Annotated in this window: 23 protein-coding genes; 22 read left to right on the top strand and 1 reads right to left on the bottom strand. The window is 62.8% G+C overall.

Going from position 1 to position 17,741, the window contains the following annotated elements; all coding sequences use genetic code 11:
- Positions 1 to 13: 13 nt before the first annotated feature.
- The 11 genes from fliD (at position 14) to FG13_RS02205 (ending at position 8,007) form a co-directional block, all read left to right on the top strand.
- A complete protein-coding gene (fliD, locus tag FG13_RS02255) occupies positions 14 to 1,423 on the top strand; it encodes a flagellar filament capping protein FliD (RefSeq protein ID WP_035818011.1) in 1,410 nt (469 codons plus the stop codon).
- A 50-nt stretch (positions 1,424 to 1,473) separates the two neighbouring features.
- Entirely contained in the window at positions 1,474 to 1,863 is a 390-nt protein-coding gene (fliS, locus tag FG13_RS02250; protein WP_035818009.1) for a flagellar export chaperone FliS, read from the top strand.
- The gene (locus FG13_RS02245; protein WP_035818007.1) at positions 1,856 to 2,173 is read left to right on the top strand and encodes a hypothetical protein; all 318 of its coding nucleotides are present in this window, start codon (positions 1,856 to 1,858) and stop codon (positions 2,171 to 2,173) included. The genes fliS and FG13_RS02245 overlap by 8 nt, the downstream gene beginning before the upstream one ends.
- Complete coding sequence (locus tag FG13_RS28685) at positions 2,170 to 3,303, top strand: flagellar hook-length control protein FliK (protein WP_051958390.1); 1,134 nt, start codon at positions 2,170 to 2,172, stop codon at positions 3,301 to 3,303. The genes FG13_RS02245 and FG13_RS28685 overlap by 4 nt, the downstream gene beginning before the upstream one ends.
- A 5-nt stretch (positions 3,304 to 3,308) precedes the next feature.
- Entirely contained in the window at positions 3,309 to 3,776 is a 468-nt protein-coding gene (locus FG13_RS02235; protein ID WP_035826908.1) for a flagellar basal body-associated FliL family protein, read from the top strand.
- Between the two features lie 33 nt (positions 3,777 to 3,809).
- A complete protein-coding gene (locus tag FG13_RS02230; RefSeq protein WP_035818006.1) occupies positions 3,810 to 4,553 on the top strand; it encodes a FliA/WhiG family RNA polymerase sigma factor in 744 nt (247 codons plus the stop codon).
- Positions 4,554 to 4,621: 68 nt separating this feature from the next.
- On the top strand, positions 4,622 to 5,536 hold the full coding sequence (gene motA, locus FG13_RS02225; RefSeq protein WP_034757817.1) for a flagellar motor stator protein MotA: 915 nt from the start codon (positions 4,622 to 4,624) through the stop codon (positions 5,534 to 5,536).
- Positions 5,463 to 6,524 (top strand): flagellar motor protein MotB, encoded by a 1,062-nt coding sequence (locus FG13_RS02220; protein WP_051958386.1) that lies wholly within the window; start codon positions 5,463 to 5,465, stop codon positions 6,522 to 6,524. Before motA ends, FG13_RS02220 begins: the two co-directional genes overlap by 74 nt.
- A gap of 16 nt (positions 6,525 to 6,540) precedes the next feature.
- A complete protein-coding gene (gene flgM, locus FG13_RS02215; protein WP_034757812.1) occupies positions 6,541 to 6,831 on the top strand; it encodes a flagellar biosynthesis anti-sigma factor FlgM in 291 nt (96 codons plus the stop codon).
- A complete protein-coding gene (gene flgN, locus FG13_RS02210) occupies positions 6,828 to 7,268 on the top strand; it encodes a flagellar export chaperone FlgN (protein ID WP_081922385.1) in 441 nt (146 codons plus the stop codon). Before flgM ends, flgN begins: the two co-directional genes overlap by 4 nt.
- Positions 7,255 to 8,007, top strand: a complete 753-nt coding sequence (locus tag FG13_RS02205; protein ID WP_035818004.1) for a glycoside hydrolase family 73 protein — start codon at positions 7,255 to 7,257, stop codon at positions 8,005 to 8,007. The genes flgN and FG13_RS02205 overlap by 14 nt, the downstream gene beginning before the upstream one ends.
- Before the next feature lie 6 nt (positions 8,008 to 8,013).
- On the opposite strand, the gene flgA is transcribed toward FG13_RS02205, so the two are convergent.
- Entirely contained in the window at positions 8,014 to 8,562 is a 549-nt protein-coding gene (gene flgA, locus FG13_RS02200; RefSeq protein ID WP_235211642.1) for a flagellar basal body P-ring formation chaperone FlgA, read from the bottom strand.
- A 353-nt stretch (positions 8,563 to 8,915) separates the two neighbouring features.
- Here flgA and flgB point away from each other — a divergent pair, with 353 nt between their 5' ends.
- The 11 genes from flgB (at position 8,916) to flgL (ending at position 17,738) form a co-directional block, all read left to right on the top strand.
- Positions 8,916 to 9,278 (top strand): flagellar basal body rod protein FlgB, encoded by a 363-nt coding sequence (gene flgB / locus FG13_RS02195; protein ID WP_034758109.1) that lies wholly within the window; start codon positions 8,916 to 8,918, stop codon positions 9,276 to 9,278.
- 8 nt (positions 9,279 to 9,286) lie between these two features.
- Complete coding sequence (gene flgC, locus FG13_RS02190; protein ID WP_034757795.1) at positions 9,287 to 9,703, top strand: flagellar basal body rod protein FlgC; 417 nt, start codon at positions 9,287 to 9,289, stop codon at positions 9,701 to 9,703.
- Positions 9,704 to 9,706: 3 nt separating this feature from the next.
- Entirely contained in the window at positions 9,707 to 10,360 is a 654-nt protein-coding gene (locus FG13_RS02185) for a flagellar hook capping FlgD N-terminal domain-containing protein (RefSeq protein ID WP_035818002.1), read from the top strand.
- 58 nt (positions 10,361 to 10,418) lie between these two features.
- A complete protein-coding gene (locus FG13_RS02180; RefSeq protein ID WP_035818000.1) occupies positions 10,419 to 11,609 on the top strand; it encodes a flagellar hook protein FlgE in 1,191 nt (396 codons plus the stop codon).
- Positions 11,610 to 11,635: 26 nt separating this feature from the next.
- Complete coding sequence (locus FG13_RS02175; protein WP_035817998.1) at positions 11,636 to 12,364, top strand: flagellar basal body rod protein FlgF; 729 nt, start codon at positions 11,636 to 11,638, stop codon at positions 12,362 to 12,364.
- 32 nt (positions 12,365 to 12,396) lie between these two features.
- Positions 12,397 to 13,185, top strand: a complete 789-nt coding sequence (gene flgG, locus FG13_RS02170; protein ID WP_167468652.1) for a flagellar basal-body rod protein FlgG — start codon at positions 12,397 to 12,399, stop codon at positions 13,183 to 13,185.
- A complete protein-coding gene (gene flgH, locus FG13_RS02165) occupies positions 13,185 to 13,859 on the top strand; it encodes a flagellar basal body L-ring protein FlgH (protein ID WP_035817996.1) in 675 nt (224 codons plus the stop codon). The genes flgG and flgH overlap by 1 nt, the downstream gene beginning before the upstream one ends.
- Positions 13,860 to 13,868: 9 nt before the next feature.
- The gene (locus tag FG13_RS02160) at positions 13,869 to 14,981 is read left to right on the top strand and encodes a flagellar basal body P-ring protein FlgI (protein WP_035817993.1); all 1,113 of its coding nucleotides are present in this window, start codon (positions 13,869 to 13,871) and stop codon (positions 14,979 to 14,981) included.
- Positions 14,981 to 15,373, top strand: a complete 393-nt coding sequence (locus tag FG13_RS02155) for a flagellar biosynthesis protein FlgJ (protein ID WP_402721045.1) — start codon at positions 14,981 to 14,983, stop codon at positions 15,371 to 15,373. The genes FG13_RS02160 and FG13_RS02155 overlap by 1 nt, the downstream gene beginning before the upstream one ends.
- Positions 15,374 to 15,454: 81 nt before the next feature.
- Positions 15,455 to 16,816, top strand: a complete 1,362-nt coding sequence (gene flgK, locus FG13_RS02150) for a flagellar hook-associated protein FlgK (protein WP_035817990.1) — start codon at positions 15,455 to 15,457, stop codon at positions 16,814 to 16,816.
- A 10-nt stretch (positions 16,817 to 16,826) separates the two neighbouring features.
- Positions 16,827 to 17,738: a flagellar hook-associated protein FlgL gene (gene flgL, locus FG13_RS02145; RefSeq protein ID WP_035817988.1), complete on the top strand. Its 912-nt coding sequence runs from the start codon at positions 16,827 to 16,829 to the stop codon at positions 17,736 to 17,738.
- The last annotated feature ends 3 nt before the right edge of the window (positions 17,739 to 17,741 follow it).

Raw genomic sequence — 17,741 nt, 5'->3', positions numbered from 1 at the left:
TCAGGAGTCTGGCATGGCAAACGTAATTACCGCACCGCAATACGATCCGATCCCAACGTCTGAAAAACTGGCGACCAAGGCTGTCGCTGCGCAAAAGGCAGCCCTGCAGGCACAGAACACGCTGGCCAGCAACACCAGCACGGCGCTGGGCAATCTGAAGTCGGCCATCTCGGCCTTCCAGAGCGCCATGTCGAGCATGACCAGCAGCAAATCGGTGCTGAGCCAGTCCGCCACCTTCCCGGCCGCCGGCTACGGCTCTGCTACGGCCGGCATCAATGCGACGCCGGGCACCTATTCCTTTTTCGTTGAAAAACTGGCCACGGCCAGCCAGATGTCGTATGGCGGCCTGAGCAGCGTCAACACGGCCGATGGCACGGGTACGCTGAAAGTCAAAATTGGCGATGGCGTGGGCGACAACACGCTCGACATCGACCTGGCCGCCGCCGACAAGGATGGCAACGGCACACTGACACCGCAGGAAATCGCTGCCGCCATCAATGGCAACAGCAAGAACAATTCGCGCGTCACCGCGTCCATCGTGACCATCAACAACCAGGCGCAACTGGTACTGACGTCGAATGCGACGGGCATCGCAAACGCCGCCACGCTCGACGCCAGCGGCGTCGACAATATCGCGCTGAAAGGCGCGCTGATCGCTCCGGCCAACATCAAGGAAGTCGTCAAGGCTGACGACGCCACCGTCTGGCTGGGCGGCAAACCCGGCGGCACGGCCATCACGCAAGCATCGAATACCTTCACCAACGTGCAGGATGTGAAAATCACCTTCACCCGCGCCATGAGTGCCGCCGAAGCGCCCGTGACCTTGACTGTGGCCACGGACAGCAGCGGCACCGCCGCCAACGTGCAGGCATTCGTCGATGCCTACAACAAGCTGAAAAGCCTGATGGATGGCCTGGCCAGTCCCGGCAACCCGGAAAAGGGGATTAGCGCGGGCATCTTCGCCCATGATTCCGGCCTGAATGCCCTGCGCAGCAGCATGGGCGATGCACTGCGCCTGAACGTCAATGGCGTATCGCTGGTGTCCTACGGCATTACGGCCCAGCGCGACGGCACAATCAGCCTCAACACCGCCAAGCTGACGGCCAAACTGGCCGACAACCCGACGGGCCTCGACAAGCTTTTTGGCAACAACAGCCTGTCCGCCCCTGCCGGCGTGCTCGGTAGCCTGGACAAGGTACTGGGCCAGTGGAGCAATATCACCAAGGGCCAGATCACCCTGCGCCAGGCCGCCACGGAGAAGCTGCAGAAAAGCCTGGTCAAGAGCGGCGAGCGCCTCACGGCCCAATATGACACGGCATACAAACGTTTCCTCGACCAATTTACGCGCCTGCAAGTCATGCAGGAACAAATGAGCAAGACGTCCGATATGTTCGATGCCATGTTCAGCAACAATAAATCCTAAGGCGAGCGTGCCTGCCGCGCCGCCACAGTTAACATAGCGAGAATACAACAATGTTAAACAATGAAGCTTACGGCAACTACCACGCCGTCAACCTGGATGCCCAGACCGCCCGCGCCACACCGGTCGAGCTGGTACTGGTGCTGACGGACGGCCTGCTGGAAGAACTGGCGCGCGCGCGCGGGCATATCGTGGGCAAACGCTACGAACAAAAGGCCGTCAGCCTGGATAAATGCACGCAGATCATCAACGGTCTGTCGAGCTCGCTCGATTTCGACAATGGCGGTGAAGTGGTCGTCAACCTGGCGCGCCTGTACGACTATTGCGTGGCGCGCCTGTACACGGCCGGCATCAAGCTCGACCCGACCCTGATCGACGAGGTGACGACCTTGATGACCACCATCAAGCGCGGCTGGGTGGGCGTCCAGGCAAACAATGCCTAGGCGCGCCGCGCTGCAGCAGCTGAGCCGGCAATTGAGCGCGGCCATCGCGCAGCCGGACTGGGAAGCGATGGGGAAACTCTCGGCCAGCCTGGCGAAAAACATCCCGCTGCTGGCTGAGCGGGGCGCATGGAATGCGCTGGAACAAACAGAATTGTTGCAATTGCGCAAAATTCACGCGCAAGCGGTTAAAATTTGCTCTGAGGAAAAAGAACGCCTGGGTCAACACCTGGGTGCATTACAGGCAAATAAGGAAGGTTGGGTCGCCTACGCCGCGCTCGGCGAATACGACTCGGACGGGAATCAAGCATGATCATGAACTTCAACAAGGCGCCGGCCGCTCCGGCACCGGCCGCCACTGCGGCATCCGCACCGGCGCCAGCGTCGGCACAGGCCGCTGCCTTGCCCGGCACGCCAGGCTACGGCAGCACTGGCGCCGCGCCCTCCGCCCTGCCCCTGTTTGCGCAGGTGCTCGACGTGACCGCCGTGGAAACGGCCGATGCGGGCACGCCCGCGCCCGCCAAGGATAGCGACAGCGACAGCCAGGTCGACAACAGCCTGCCAGCCATGGCCGCGCCCGTCATCGGCTTGCCGGTGACGATACTGCCGCCAACGGACGCGGCCGCCGCCGAGGCACGCGCCGCCGCGCAAGCGCAGACACAAACGCAGGCGAATGTGGCGCAAGCCAACCCTGCACTCAACATCAGCCTGCACCCGGCGGCAATCACCCTCACCGCACAGGGAGCGGCGCAGCCGGCAGGCCGCGATACGCGTGAACCGCTGGCAGCGGCCATCCCGGCGACCGCCGCCAAAGGCAATGCACCGGCGCAGCCGTTCGAATCGCTGCTGCAGCAAGCCGCTCCGGTGACCGCCGCCGCTGCCCCTGCCGCGCGCGATGGCGAACGTGGCGCCGCGACGCCTGCGCCAGCCACGCCCAACCTGGGCCTGACGGGCGCGGTCGGCAATACGGCTACGCCAGCCCCGGCCGGCGACACCATCAAGCTCAGCGGCCCTGCCCAGCAATGGCAGGAACCGCTGCGCGAAGCGCTGGGCGAACGCCTGCAGACGCAGATCGGCCGCAACAGCGAACACGCGACGATCCGCCTCGACCCGCCGATGCTGGGCCGCATTGAAATTTCCATCCGCCACACGGCCGGTGCGCTGCAGGTGAACGTCACCGCGTCAAACTCAGAAGTGTTGCGCCAGCTGCAAGGCATCGGCGAAAACATGCGCAGCGACCTGGCGCAGCGCCAGTACACCGACGTGGCCGTGAATATCAGCGCCACCCCGCGCAGCCCGGCCGCCCAGGCATTTGCCGAAGGCGATGCGCGCGGCCAGCGTCAACCGGGCCGCCAGAACGATGACGCCGAGCCGGGCCGCGCCCTGTCCGACGGCAGCACAGCCGGTACCACTTACGCCATGCATGAGCGAGAAACTGCCTGATGAATATGAAAATGAAACTGATAGGCGGCTTCGTCGCCGTGGCCGTCCTGGCCGCCGGCGCGGCTGGCGGCGCCATGTGGTATCTGGCCAAGCCGGTTGCCGGCCATGCCGAGGTGGCCGAAGCGAAAGCCCCGCCGCCCGCCACAGGCAAGAAGGCGCGCAAATTCATCACGCTGGACAAGGTCATCGTGATGCTGCGCCGCGGCCCCGGCGAAGGTGAAACGCATTACCTGTCGGCCGACCTGGTGATAGCCACCACCGAGGAAAAGGAAAAGCTGACCAAGGACCACTTGCCGCTGATGCGCTCGATCGCCGTCAGCACCCTGTCGAGCTTTCCGATGGACAAGGCGCAGACCATGACGGTGGAGCAATTTGCCGAGCAGATCAACAAGGCCTTCAATGTCAGCTATGAACGCGAGCAGATGGAAAAGCCGTTCACCGAAGTCATGGTCGGCAAGCTGATCATTGAATAAGCCGACACGCCAGACGACCTAGTGGGAGATCCCTTGGCCTATGTAGAGCAATACCAGGAAGCGTATGGCGCCGGCGAATATGCCGCCGCCAGCGCTTGCGCGGCCGTGCTCAGCGTTGCTGAAGAGCAACAACATCTGGTGGCGTACTCCCCGCTGGTGAAACGCATCGTGCGCCAGCTCAATTCGCAGGTGTCGGGCGCCATCGACCGCGACGACATGGAACAGATCGGCCTGATGGGCTTGCTCGAAGCCTTGCGCCGCTACGGCGTGCCGGACCAGTCGTTCGGCAGCTATGCCAGCCTGCGCATCCGCGGCGCCATCCTCGATGAACTGCGGCGCCAGGACTGGCGTCCGCGCGCCGTGCGCCAGGAAAGCCACCGCCTGCGCGACAGCGTGCGCGCCCTGACCCGGCGCCTGGGGCGCGAGCCGCTGGACGCGGAAATCATGGCCGCCCTGAAGCTGACGCCGGAAGCCTTCCAGGAATACCAGCTGGCGGAAAATGCCGAGCTGATCGCCAGTTTTGACGAAGTGCTGCAGGAAAGCCTGGGACAAGCGGACAGCGCACCGAGCCCGGAAGAACAATTGATGGTGCGGCGCAGCCTGGAACAGGCGCTGCGCACGCTGGACGAACGCGAGCAGCGCGTGATCCAGATGTATTACGAATTCGAACTGAGCTACAAAGAAATTGCCGCCGTGCTGGACCTGAGCGACGCCCGCGTCTGCCAGCTCAACAAGACGGCGCTGGGCAAGATGAGAGCCATGCTGCAAGACGCATAAGTTTCAGCACTAGTTTCAGCAACACCCATCAAATTGACGCAGCACAATGACGCAGAAAGGCAGTTGACATGGTAATTATCGGTATCTTAATCGTGATGGGGTGTGTATTCGGAGGCTTCGCCCTGATGGGCGGCACCGTCCACGCGATCTGGCAACCGGTCGAGTTGATCATCATCATCGGCGCCGCCGTCGGCGCCTTGGTGCTGGGCAACCCCAAGCATGTACTCGGTGAAATGCTGCACCAGATGCGCAAGATCGTCACGCACAAGAAGCAAGGCTCGGAATTCCAGCGCCAGTTGCTGCTGCTGATGTATGAACTGCTGCAAACGGCCGCCGGCGGCCTGAAGGCGCTCGACGCCCACGTCGAGGCGCCGCGCGAAAGCGCCCTGTTCCAGCGCTATCCACTGGTGCTGGAAGAGCCGAAGCTGCTGGCCTTCATCGTCGACAACTTCCGCTTGATGGCGATGGGCAAGATCAACGCGCACGAACTCGAAGGCGTGCTGGAGCAGGAACTGGAAGCCATCCACGACGAATTGCTGCAACCGTCGAAATCCTTGCACAAGATCGCAGAAGCCATGCCCGGTTTCGGTATTCTGGCCGCCGTTCTCGGCATCGTGATGGCCATGAATTCCGTGGCGGACGGCGCCGATGCGGCGGAAATTTCGGAAAAAGTGGGCGCCGCCATGGTCGGTACCTTCATCGGCATCTTCTTTTGCTACGGCGTGCTCGATCCGATGTGCAACATGATGAAGCAATTGGTGGGCGAGGAAGGCTCGACCATGGAATGCGTGAAGGTCGTGCTGGTCACGCACGTGGCGGGCAAACCGCCGCTGCTGGCCATCGATGCGGGCCGCCGTCTGGTGCAGCTGAACATCAAGCCAAGCTTCGCCCAGCTGGAAAGCTGGATCAATGCGCTGGAAGATGGCGGCGCCGAACAAGAGCAAGGCCAAGGCCGGGGAGGCCGCCGTGCTAAAGCCGCATGAGAAACATGAACAGGCCATCATCAAGCGTGCGGGACGCAAGCACGACGACGATGGCCATGGCGGCGCCTGGAAAGTAGCGTTCGCCGACTTTTGCCTGGCCCTGCTGTCGCTCTTCCTCGTGCTGTGGCTGATGGCCGCGCGCGAGCAGCAGGCGATGAAGGAAATCATGATGGATGCGTCGGCTGGCAGCCGCCAGGGCGAAGGCCAGGGCGTCATGCCGGAACAGAAAGGCGGCCCGCGCGGCAGCCTGATCGAGCGCTTCCCCATGCCCCGCAAGGGCACGGGCGACACGCGCACGGAAGGCAAGCAAATGCAGGATGGCAAGGCTGGCTCCGCCCCGCCGAATCAGACCAAGGTCAGCTACCAATCGCCGGAAGACTTGCTGTCCCTGTCGCGCGCGCTCGACAAGCTCAGCGACGAAGCGGGATTGAAGAGCAACCTGCAGTCGGTGATCACGCCGTACGGCTTGCGCGTCATGCTGCACGATACGGACAAGCAAGGCATGTTCGTGCGCGGCAGCGCCGTGCCGACCGACCGTTTCCGCAAGCTGCTGCGCCAGATGGGCCCCGTGTTTGCGCAAATGGAAAACCAGATGCTGATCGTCGGCCACACCGATTCGATGCAATACGCCAACACCGGCTATGAAGGCTTTTCGAACTGGACCCTGTCGGCCAACCGCGCCATGTCGGCGCGCGCGCAATTGTTGATCGGCAGCATGAGTCCCGACAGCGTGCTGCAAGTAGTCGGCATGGCCGACCGCGCGCCGCTGGACGTGAAAAATGCCAGCGCCGGCATCAACCGCCGCATCGAACTGTTAATATTGACGCGTGGCCAGGCTGACAGCATCGCCGCCATGTTCGGCATGGCCGGACAAAAGGCGCAGGGAGAAGAACTGCAAGTGGGCGAACCGGACTCGGGCACCTTGCAGCGCCTGCGCGAGAAACTGGGCCTGCCCGCCAAGAAGGAGCGGGATGAGCATGCAAATTAAGGGTAAGGGACAACGTATGAAAATCTCCTCCGGCAATACCGGCGCTGCCGTACGCAGCAGCGCCGTCGCGCCAGCCGAGGCGATCGCCGAGAACGCGGGCGCCGCTGGCGCCATGGGCGGCTCCTCGGCCGGGGCGGAACTGCAATCGGCCGTGCTGCAACCGGCCATGGCCGCCCTGCGCGCCATGCCCGAGATCGACCATGAGCGCGTGGCCATGCTGCGCGATGCGCTGGCCAAGGGTGAATTGCCGTTCGATCCGTCGAAACTGGCAGGCCTGATCCAGCGTTTCCACGGCGGCGAATCGTGACCGCGCCACGCAAGGGCATCACGCGCCAGGAAGCCATGCGCCGCGTACTGCAAGGCATGGCGGACGACCGCGCCGGCTATGCCGCCCTGCACACCTTATTGGAAGAGCAATTCCAGGCCACCCTGCACCACCAGAGCGCGCAGCTGACGGCACTGGCCGACCAGGTCATCGCCGCCGTCGAGCCGCTCGATGCGCGCCGCCGCCAGCGGGTCAGCCTCGTCACTGCCCTGCTGGGGCCGCAAGGCGATATGCCACAATTGTTTGCGTTGTTGCAAGAAAGCGCGCGCACCACCGCCGAGCGCGACTGGGCCGCGCTCGAGCAGATGGTGCTTGAATGCAAGCGCCTGAACGCCCGCAACAGCGATTTATTAACAGAGCAGTACAGCATCATGCAGCGCGTGCTGCATGGCGAGGAAGATACCTATGCGCCAGGCTGATTTCCTGACCACCCGCGCCACGGCGGCAACGCCATCGACGGCAGCCACATCCGCCGTGCAAAGCAATATGCGCGCCACCGACGCCACGGGCTCCAGCGGCAACTTCAGCAGCGTGTTCCGGCAAGTACAGGGCGAAGTGGCCCGCTTCATCGAACAGGGCGGCGGCAACGCCACCAGCCTGAACCCGCAAGGCCGCGCCTACCTGGAGCAAAGCCAGCCCGTCAATGTGCTGGGCAGCATCAGCCAGGGCGGCGAGATCGGCGAAACGCAGCAGCAATTCCTCGCCTCGATCAAGCCATGGACGCAAGAAACGGGCGCCCGCCTGGGCGTGGCGCCGGAAATCGTCGCCGCCCACGCGGCGCTGGAATCGGGCTGGGGCCAGCGTCCGCTGCGCCAGGGCACGGGCGCGGACACGAATAATCTGTTCGGCATCAAGGCCGGCGGCAAATGGCAGGGCGACGTGGCCAGCAATGTCACCACCGAATACGAGGCGGGCAGCGGCACGGCCCTGAAGAAAACCGAGCGTTTCCGCAGCTACCCGGACCAGGCCAGCGCCTTCCGCGACTATGCGCAGGTATTGCTCGACAACCCGCGCTACCGCGCCGCCCTGAACACGGGTGCCGACGCGGGCGCGTTCGCGCAAGGCCTGGCGCGTGGCGGCTATGCCACCGATCCCAACTACGCCGCCAAGCTGACGCAGCTGGCGACACGTCTGCAGCGCACGGCCGCCGCAGACTGATACTCCTTAACGGCCGGGAATATCGGCCGGTTCCACGACGCCCGCATCGACCACCCTGGCACGTATCACCGTGCCGCTGGTGGCGTTGCGCACGCGAATCACCTCGCCCAGCGCGCCCGGATCCATCGCCTCGCCGGCCATGCTCACTTCCACCTGCTCCTTGCGCGCCACGATATTGACCGCACTGCCCCGCTTGATCAACACGGGCGACGCCAGTTGTCCCTCTCGCAACACTTCGCCGGCACGCAAGCTGCGCCTACTCGACAGACCGACGGCGCCGGGCAGGGAAGCAATACTGTCGGGCACCATCGTCACGTCGCGCCGCGCCAGGGTCACGTCACCCGCTTGCAACGGCGTATTCGCCGTCACGGGGACGGTGGTGACGGCCACCTGGGCCGTGATGCTGCCGCGCGCCAGCATTTCATAGCGCCAACCGTTGCTTCCAGGACACACCGCCACAAAGCGCATGCGCTGCGCCGAACGGCTGTCCGCCGTTTCCAGCGCGACGGGCGCCGCGCACGCCGGCACGGGGCGCGTGCTTTTTACCACGGTCACCTGGAACTGCGGTTCCAGCAGCCCCGCCGCGGCTGCTTGCCGTGTTAATTGCTCCCGCGCCAATTGTTCCACACGCGAAAATATATTGTCGGCTGGCAATTCTGCGCGTCCTGCACTACTATATAGGCTGGTCAGTAAAAATAGGCTTGGCAACAGTAGGTGACGACATTGCGCCTTGTTCCACATCACGGAATAGTTCTCAAAGTAAATCATTGCTAACCTTAATCAAAGATACTGAAGCGGCATGACCTTACCATGCGTCAACATGACCTGGCTGGGATTTTACCTCTGCACTACCTGTTTTCTAGCCCGAACCGCAAAAAGCACGAACGAATTCAACACAAAGGATGACCATGGGGATTAATTTCAAGGATGCGCTGGGCGTGCACGCCGATGCACTCGCGCTGCGTGCCGACCGTACACGCGTACTGGCCGCCAACATCGCCAATGAAAACACGCCCGGCTTCCAGGCCATGGACATGGATTTCGGCAGCGCCCTGCAGCAGTTGCAGGACAACGAGGCCGGCCTGCTGTCGACCGATGACGATGCCAGCGCCCTGTACCGCGTCCCCTACCACCCTAGCCGCGACGGCAACACCGTCGAAATCGGCGTCGAGCAGGCGGCGTTCTCGCAGAATGCCACCGACTTCCAGACCAGCCTGACTTTCGTCAACATGAAACTGAAGGGTCTGTCCAAGGCCATTTCCGGACAATAAGGATCAGCATGAGCTTCCAGGATATTTCCAAGATCGCCGGTTCGGCGATGGCGGCACAAACCGTGCGCCTCAATACCATCGCCAGCAACCTGGCCAATGCCGATTCCGTTGCCGGTTCCGAAGGCGAAACCTACCGCGCGCGCAAACCCGTGTTTGCGGCCGTGATGGATGGCCCCGGCGCCAGCGGTGCCGGCGGAAGAGTACAGGTGCTCGACGTGGTGCAAAGCGACGAGCCGCTGCGCAAGGTGTACGAACCGGGCCACCCGATGGCCAATGCCGACGGCATGGTGTTCTACCCCAACGTCAATCAGGTGGCCGAGATGACCGACATGATGTCGGCCTCGCGCGCCTTTGAAACCAATGTCGAAGTTCTGGGCCGCATCAAGTCGATGCAGCAATCGCTCCTCAAATTAGGTGAAGCATAATCCATGGAAACCAATCTCTTTACAAACAACACCAGCGGCAGCGGCAGCAATAACAATGCCGTCAAGTCGCAAAGCAATGCCACCCAGGATATGTTCACCAAATTGCTGGTCGCACAGATCAAGAACCAGGATCCCCTGGCGCCGACCGACCCTAGCCAGTTCGTCAATCAATTGACGCAGCAGGCGCAGACGGAAGCGATGCAAAACCTGTCGGCGCTGACCAGCGCCAATGCCAGCGTGCTGCAATCGATGCAGGTGCTGGCCCTGGGCGCGCAAGTGGGCTCCGAAGTCATGGTCAACAGCGAAACGGTGCAGCTCGACAAGAGCAAGGTCAGCGGCACCATCGCGCTGGCCGCCAGCACCACCAAGACCACCGTCACCCTGAAAGGGCTGGACGACAAGGAATACAAGATCGAACTGGGCGCCAAAGCGCCAGGCACGGTGCCGTTCACCATCGATCCCGTGGCCTTGGGCTTGCCTGCTGGCACCTACAGCATGAAGGTCAGCACCAGCGGCACCGAAAAGCCATCGGTCGACATCGCAGGCAAACTCAACAGCGTGCGCCTGTCGTCCGGCGGCAGCATGATACTGAGCGTGTCGAACCTGGGCGAAGTCAACCCTGGCGCGATCACCGGCTTTAACGGCAAGACGGCCTGATCCGCCCGCCCCTTCGCTCCCTGCACACTAATCTCGTCCTTCACTAAAGGAAGTCAACATGAGTTTCGACATCGCCCTGTCCGGTATCCAGTCCATCAACCAACAGTTGAACAGCACCAGTAACAATATCGCCAACGCCGGCACCTACGGCTTCAAGAGCAGCCGCGCCAACTTTTCGGCCATGTACGCCGGTTCGCGCGCCACGGGCACGGAAATCGGCTCGATCACGCAAAGCATGTCGCTCAATGGCGGCGTGCTGAACACGGGCCGCGCGCTCGACGCGGCCATCGATGGCCGCGGCTATTTCGTCGCGCGCGATGCGCAAAACACCATGAGCTACAGCCGGGTCGGCATCTTTTCGGCCAGCAATGACGGCAAGCTGATCGACTCGAACGGCCGCCTGGTGCAAGGCTATGCCGCCGTCAAGGGCAGCACCACGCTGGGCACCTTGGGCGACATGCTCATTCCGACGGGCCAGATTCCCGCAGTGGCATCGACCAAGCTGGCGTATGCCGCCAACATGTCGTCCGAATGGCCCATCAAGGCCGTCCCCTTCGACAAGACCAACGAACTGAGCTACAACAGCGCCAAGTCCTCGATCATCTACGATTCGCTGGGCGCCAAGCACTCGCTGGGCCAGTACTTCGTCAAGACGGCAGCGGGCGTCGACGTATATTGCACCCTGGACAACGTCGATGTCAAATTGCCGCTAGCGCCGGTGGCCAGCATGACGTTCGACACTTCCGGCAAGCTGACGATGACCGCGCCGGTCACGCTGGCGCTGGGCACGCCGACCGGCGCCGCGCCGCTGTCGATCGCCATCGACTACACGGGCACGACCCAGTTCGCGGGCGAATCGACCACCTCGACCGACCGCGCCGACGGCTATGCTTCGGGCACCTACACGGGCGTGGAACTGGCCGATGACGGCTCCGTCGTGGCGAAATACACGAACGGCCAAAAGCAAAGCATCGGCGTGATCGCCCTGGCCACCTTCCCCGACGAAGGCGCGCTGACGGCCGTCAACGATACCAGCTGGGTCGCCTCGACCACCTCCGGCACCGCCATCTATGACCGCCCGGGCGTCGGCATGGCCGGCAAACTGGTGACGAGCTCGCTGGAACAGTCGAACGTCGACATCACCTCCGAACTGGTGGGTCTGATGACGTCGCAGCGTAACTACCAGGCGAACTCGAAGGTCATCTCGACCGAGAACGCCATGCTGCAATCGCTGATGCAAGCGTTGTAATCGCCACCACGCAAAGGTAAAAAGCAATGGATGCGCTGATTTATACCGCCATGAGCGGGGCCGACCGTGCCCTGCGGGCACAGCAGGTACACGCCAACAACCTGGCCAACATCGAGACGGGCGGCTTTCGCGCCAACCTCGAGGTGTCCACCGCCCAGCCGTTGCAAAACGGCTATGGCTACGACGACCGCCACATGACGCAGACGCAGTCGAGCGCCATCGGTACGCGCACGGGCGCCATCAAGGAAACGGGACGCGAACTCGATGTGGCCGTCACGGGCCCCGGCTTTCTCGCGGTACAGTGGCAAAACGGCGAAGCCTACACGCGCGCCGGCGCCATGGATCTCGATGAAACGGGCGCGCTGACCATCAATGGCCGGCCCGTGCTGGGCGAAGGCGGCCCGATCACGATACCCGAACACACCAGCCTGTCGATCGGCGGCGATGGCACGATTTCCATCCAGGTGCCGGGCACCGCGCAGATGCAGACGGTCGACAAGCTCAAGCTGGTCAACGCGGAAGCGGGCGAGCTGACCAAGAACGAAGCGGGCCTGATCGTGGCGCGCGGCGGCGAAGACTTGCAAGCCGATCCGGCGGTACGCATCCGCGACCGCCACCTGGAAGGCAGCAACGTCTCTGCCGTCGAGGAAATGGTCGCCACCATGAGCCTGAACCGCAGTTTCGAGATGCAGATGAAAATTTTCAAGGCCAGCGATTCCATGACGGAATCGGGTAACCGCCTGCTGGGCGCTTAAGCCCAACGCCAACCAATTATCAGGAGTAAACCATGAATCCAGCAATGTGGATCAGCAAGACCGGCGTGCAGGCACAAGATGCCAAACTGCAAGCCATCGCGAATAACCTGGCCAACGTCAACACCGTCGGCTTCAAGCGCGACCGCGTCGTCTTCGAAGACCTGTTTTACCAGGTCGAGCAGCAACCGGGCACGCAGCGCGCCGACAACACCCTCTCGCCCTCGGGCGTGCAGTTGGGTAACGGCACCCACATGGTCGGCACGCAAAAGGTGTTTACCACCGGCAGCCTGCAAACGACGAGCCGCGAATTCGACGTCGCCATCACCGGCAACGGTTTCCTGCAAGTGCTGCGTCCGAACGGCGAAGCGGCTTACACGCGCGCCGGCCAACTGGGCATCAATGAAAACGGCGTGATGGTCAACGCCCAGGGCTTGCCTCTGGTGCCGCAAATCACCGTGCCGAACAACGCCACGGCCATCACCATCGGCGAAAACGGCATGGTCACGGCCACCGTACCGGGCAATGTCGCCGGTACCGAACTGGGCCAGTTGAACCTCTCCAGCTTCGTCAACCCGACCGGTCTGCTGGCACTCGGTGAAAACCTGTTCCAGGAAACGGCATCGAGCGGCACGCCGACGGAAGGCCGCCCCGGCGAAGGCGCCCTGGGCAAGCTGAAACAGTTTGCGCTGGAAGGCTCGAACGTGCAGGTGGTCGAAGAGATGGTCGACATGATCGCAGCCCAGCGCACCTATGAAATGAACACCAAGGTGCTGTCGGCCGCCGACAATATGCTGCAATACCTGGCGCAAGCGGCACGTTGATGAAGGCCGCACTGAAAGCCGGAGCGGCGCTGCTGCTGGTCCTGGCGGCCGGTTGCGCCAGCCAGCCGGTGGCCCCTCTGGCGCCCAGCTTTTCCGATACGCCGCTGCCCGTGGCGCCGCGCAGCACTGCGCGCGGCGGCATCGCGGGCGGCGTCTTCAATCCTGACGCAGGCCTGGCCCTGACTTCCGACAGCCGCGCCTTCCGCGTCGGCGACGTCGTCACGGTGGCCCTGCAAGAAACCACGCAAGCGAGCAAGAAGGCAGGCACCTCGTTCAACAAGGGCTCGTCCGTCGGCGTGCAGGCGGCCAACATCCTCGGCAAGACTTTCCCCAAGACGGGCATCGACCTGTCGGCCGACCGCAACTTCGCCGGCGACTCGACCAGCACGCAGCAAAACGCACTGTCCGGCGCCATCACGGTGATCGTGCAGGAAGTGCTGCCGAACGGCTTGCTGCGCGTGCAGGGCGAAAAAACCCTGACCCTGAACCAGGGCGAGGAATTCGTGCGCCTGCGCGGCTACCTGCGCGCGGCCGATATCGATTCCAACAACCAGGTGTCATCGTTGCGCATCGCCAATGCGCAGATCGCCTATTCCGGCCAGGGCACCCTCGCCGAAGCCAACAAACCAGGCTGGCTGACGCGCTTCTTCGTCGGCCCATGGATGCCGTTTTAAGGTGAGCTCATGAAATTTCGTTCCGCCCTGCCCCTGGCAGCCATGCTCGCTGCGCTGTCCGGCTTTGCCCTGCCCGCCAGCGCCGCGCAAGTGCTGCGCAACCTGGTCAGCATCGAGGGCGTGCGCGACAACCCGCTGGTCGGCTATGGCCTCGTCGTCGGCCTGAACGGCAGCGGCGACACCACCCAGGTGAAGTTTTCCAGCCAGTCCGTGGTCAACATGCTCAAGCAGTTCGGCGTCAAAATGCCGGACGGCGCCGAATCGAAAAGCAAGAACGTCGCCACCGTCATGGTCAGCGCCGTGTTTCCACCAGGATACCGCCGTGGCCAGGCCATCGACGTCACCGTGTCGTCCCTGGGCGATGCGAAAAGCTTGCGCGGCGGCACCTTGCTGCTGACGCAGTTGCGCGCGGCCGATAATGAAACCTATGCGCTGGCGCAAGGCAACGTCGTCGTCGGCGGCCTGAACGCCACCGGCAAGAGCGGCTCGTCCGTTACCGTCAACACGCCCACCTCGGGCCGCATCCCCAACGGCGCCAACATCGAGCGCGAAATCCTCAGCGATTTCTCGACCAAGCCGACCGTCACCCTGAATCTGCGCCATCCGCATTTCGAAACGGCGATCAATATCGTCGAAGCCGTCAACCGCCGCTTTGGCGCCGTCGCCACCACCAGCGACGCCACCAGCGTGGAAGTGCTGGCGCCGGAAAACCCGACCCAGCGCGTGGCCTTCATGGCCAAACTCGAAGCGCTGACCGTCGATGTGGGCGTCGATACGCCGAAAGTGGTCTTCAATTCCCGCACCGGCACCGTCGTCATCGCCGAAGGCTTGCGCGTGAAGGCGGCCGCCGTCACGCACGGCTCGCTCAAGGTCGTCATTTCCGAAAGCTCGGCCGTGAGCCAGCCGGCGCCGTTCGGCCGCGGCCAGACCACCGTCACGCCGCAATCGAAAGTGTCGGTCGACCAGGGCAACGGCAATATGTTCAAATGGCCGGCCGGCGCCAAGCTGCAATCGATCATCGACGTGGTCAACAGCCTGGGCGCCTCGCCCGATGACATCATGGCAATTTTGCAAGCCCTCGACCAGGCTGGCGCCATCGAAGGCGAACTGGTGGTAATTTGATGATTAATATCAATGACAGCAGCAGCGCCCTGCCCTCGGCGCTCGACGACAAGTCTCCTGCGGCGGCCACGCCGGCCGATCCCCGCTATGCGGCCAAGGCCACCGAGGCGGCCGTCAAGTTCGAAGCGTTCTTCATCTCGCACATGCTGCGCCAGATGCGCTCGGGCACGCGCGAGATGGCCGGCGAAGACAGCGTCTTCAAGGACCCCGTCAACAGCGACATGCTGGAAATGGCCGACAACCTGGTAGCCGACAAGATGGCCGGCCAGCGCGCCTTCGGCATCGCCGACGCCATTCTGCGCCAGTTGCTGCCGGCGGCCAGCGCGCCCGTGGCAGCCAAAAGCACTGTCAAGACCGACAATATTGCAGCGCCGCTTAATAAAACCGTCTGAAGCGTCGCCTGTACAAGGTAACAACGATTCAAGGCCTGCCCACCCGCACGCGCCACACTCTTCACGAAAGAAACTTGCCCAATGAGCATCATCAGCAATGCATTGTCAGGCAGCATCGCCGCCCAGGCCGCACTGAATGCGGCCAGCCAGAACATCGCCAACCTGCAAACGGCGGGCTACACCCGTCAAGGCGTGCTGTTGTCTTCGCTTGGCGCCACCGCCGGCGTACGCTCGGCCGGCAATGGCGTGGAAGTGTCCGCCCTGCTGCGCTTTGCCGATGCTTATAAAAGCCAGCAAATGTGGCGTGCCGCGTCCGACCAGGGCGCCCGTTCGCAGACCCAGCCTTACCTGACGCAGCTCGAGCGCGTGATGGGCGACGATGCCTCCAGCATCAGCAACGGCATCGACGGCTTTTTCGCCGCGCTCAATGCCTCGGCCGTCGACCCGACCTCGACACCGCTGCGCCAGCAGATCATCACCTCGGCCGACGCCATGTCGCAGCGCTTCAACAGCATCAGCACCGTGATGGGCAACCAGCTGCTGTCGCTGCAGCAACAACGTGCAGCGATCGTGCCGCAAGCCAATACAACCCTGGCCAATATCGCCGCACTGAACCAGCGCATCAGCACCTCCGCGGCCTCGGGCACGAACGTGTCATCGCTGATGGATGCGCGCGACCAGCTGATCGACGGCCTGGCCGCGCAAATGGGCATCGACGTCCTCGACCAGCCGGACGGCTCGCGCAATATCTCGCTGAAGTCGGGCCAGCCGCTGGTCATCGGCAGTCTGGCCGGCACCTTGACCAGCAACATGACGAACACGGGCGAGCAAACCCTGAGCCTTGATTTCGCCAAGTCCTCGTACACCCTCGATCTGGTCGCCATCGGCGGCCAGATGGGCGGCCTGGGCGAATTCGAGAGAAATACCCTGAAACCGCTGCAACAGTCGCTGCAAGACATGGCCACCCAGTTGACCAACAAGGTCAACGCACAGCTGGCACTGGGCAAGACCATGACCGGCAACCCCGGCGGCCCCCTGCTGGCCTACGCGAATGGCAAGCTGAGCATTACTCCAGGCTTCAACGCCAAGGACCTAGCCCTGTCGCTGACGGGCGCGGCCGGCGACAGCGGCAACTTGCAGAAATTGATCGATATCAAGAATCAATCGATCAATGTGAGCTGGGTGGGTTCCGTCCTGATGAGCGATGCGGATACGCAGCTGGTCGGCAAGCTGGCTATTTACAGCCAGCAGAACCAGGCCCTGCTGAAGACGTCCAACACGGTGCGCGCGCAAGCCATCGACGACTGGAAGTCCACCAGCGGCGTGAACAAGGACGAGGAAGCGATGAACCTGGTCGAATTCCAGAATATGTACCAGGCAAACATGAAAGTCATTTCCGTGGCGAATACCTTGTTTGATGCCACTTTGCAAATGATGGGTTAAGGAGAAGAGCATGCGTGTCGCCAGCAGCCAGTACCAATCGCTGATTAATATTTCTCTTCAGCAAAATCAGGAACGCATCAATTACCTGACCCAGCAAATGTCCTCGGGCTTGCGCATCCAGCTGCCATCGGACGATCCGATCGGCAACGTGCGCATTTCGCGCCTGACGCGCGAGCAAGCCATGGTCGCGCAATACCAGGACAATATCGCCACGGTGAAAGTGCGCCTGCTGAAAAATGAAAACTACCTGTCGAGCATGGTCACCGACATGGGCCAGGTGCGCGACCTGCTGGTGTGGGCCGCCGACGGCAGCAATGCGCCGGACGACCTGAATGCGATGACGCAATCGCTGATCGCCATGCGCGACAGCGTGCTGTACACGGCCAACCTGAAGGATCAGGAAGGCCGCTACATGTTTTCCGGCACGGATACCGACAAGCCGGCCATCGCTTTCAATCCCGCCGCGGCCCCCGGCTTGCGCTACACTTACAACGGCAACACCGCCACGCAAACCGTGGTGGTGGGCAATGGCGTGACGCAGGCGGCCAACGTCGACGTGGACAAGCTGCAAGTGTGGCTGAACAAGATCGACCAGGCTATCACCACGCTGGGCGTGCCTGGCGTCAGCCCGAACGACCCAGCCGTGCGCAGCGTGGTGGGCGCGGCGCTCGATGGCACCGATGACGGCATGGATTTACTTTCCGGCAAGATCGCCATCTTTGGCGGCGCGCAAAACATCCTCACCACGCTCTCCGGCAACCTGGCCAATGTATCGCTGTCGAACAACATGGCCTTGTCCGATCTGAAAAAGACCGACATGGGCGCGGCGGCCATTGAACTGACCGGTTACCAGACGGCCCTGCAGGCAACCTATAAAGCCTACGCCAAGGTTGGCACCATTTCCCTGTTTGATCTTCTCTGACCA

Origin of the sequence: Janthinobacterium sp. RA13 (assembly GCF_000745325.1) — a bacterium.
GTDB lineage: Bacteria > Pseudomonadota > Gammaproteobacteria > Burkholderiales > Burkholderiaceae_D > Janthinobacterium > Janthinobacterium rivuli.
Note: the sequence above shows the minus strand (reverse complement) of the source record. Positions and strands in the feature narration are given on the sequence as shown.

Excerpts from the sequence above, each read along its gene's own strand:
- FG13_RS02245 (WP_035818007.1), top strand. The coding sequence starts at position 1,856 with ATGCCTAGGCGCGCCGCGCTGCAGCAGCTGAGCCGGCAATTGAGCGCG.
- flgC (WP_034757795.1), top strand. The coding sequence starts at position 9,287 with ATGAGCTTCCAGGATATTTCCAAGATCGCCGGTTCGGCGATGGCGGCA.
- flgB (WP_034758109.1), top strand. The coding sequence starts at position 8,916 with ATGGGGATTAATTTCAAGGATGCGCTGGGCGTGCACGCCGATGCACTC.
- FG13_RS02220 (WP_051958386.1), top strand. The coding sequence starts at position 5,463 with ATGCGCTGGAAGATGGCGGCGCCGAACAAGAGCAAGGCCAAGGCCGGG.
- fliS (WP_035818009.1), top strand. The coding sequence starts at position 1,474 with ATGTTAAACAATGAAGCTTACGGCAACTACCACGCCGTCAACCTGGAT.
- flgL (WP_035817988.1), top strand. The coding sequence starts at position 16,827 with ATGCGTGTCGCCAGCAGCCAGTACCAATCGCTGATTAATATTTCTCTT.
- FG13_RS02155 (WP_402721045.1), top strand. The coding sequence starts at position 14,981 with ATGATTAATATCAATGACAGCAGCAGCGCCCTGCCCTCGGCGCTCGAC.
- fliD (WP_035818011.1), top strand. The coding sequence starts at position 14 with ATGGCAAACGTAATTACCGCACCGCAATACGATCCGATCCCAACGTCT.
- FG13_RS02235 (WP_035826908.1), top strand. The coding sequence starts at position 3,309 with ATGAAAATGAAACTGATAGGCGGCTTCGTCGCCGTGGCCGTCCTGGCC.
- flgG (WP_167468652.1), top strand. The coding sequence starts at position 12,397 with ATGAATCCAGCAATGTGGATCAGCAAGACCGGCGTGCAGGCACAAGAT.
- FG13_RS02205 (WP_035818004.1), top strand. The coding sequence starts at position 7,255 with ATGCGCCAGGCTGATTTCCTGACCACCCGCGCCACGGCGGCAACGCCA.
- flgK (WP_035817990.1), top strand. The coding sequence starts at position 15,455 with ATGAGCATCATCAGCAATGCATTGTCAGGCAGCATCGCCGCCCAGGCC.
- flgH (WP_035817996.1), top strand. The coding sequence starts at position 13,185 with ATGAAGGCCGCACTGAAAGCCGGAGCGGCGCTGCTGCTGGTCCTGGCG.
- FG13_RS02180 (WP_035818000.1), top strand. The coding sequence starts at position 10,419 with ATGAGTTTCGACATCGCCCTGTCCGGTATCCAGTCCATCAACCAACAG.
- FG13_RS28685 (WP_051958390.1), top strand. The coding sequence starts at position 2,170 with ATGATCATGAACTTCAACAAGGCGCCGGCCGCTCCGGCACCGGCCGCC.
- FG13_RS02175 (WP_035817998.1), top strand. The coding sequence starts at position 11,636 with ATGGATGCGCTGATTTATACCGCCATGAGCGGGGCCGACCGTGCCCTG.
- FG13_RS02160 (WP_035817993.1), top strand. The coding sequence starts at position 13,869 with ATGAAATTTCGTTCCGCCCTGCCCCTGGCAGCCATGCTCGCTGCGCTG.
- flgM (WP_034757812.1), top strand. The coding sequence starts at position 6,541 with ATGAAAATCTCCTCCGGCAATACCGGCGCTGCCGTACGCAGCAGCGCC.
- motA (WP_034757817.1), top strand. The coding sequence starts at position 4,622 with ATGGTAATTATCGGTATCTTAATCGTGATGGGGTGTGTATTCGGAGGC.
- FG13_RS02185 (WP_035818002.1), top strand. The coding sequence starts at position 9,707 with ATGGAAACCAATCTCTTTACAAACAACACCAGCGGCAGCGGCAGCAAT.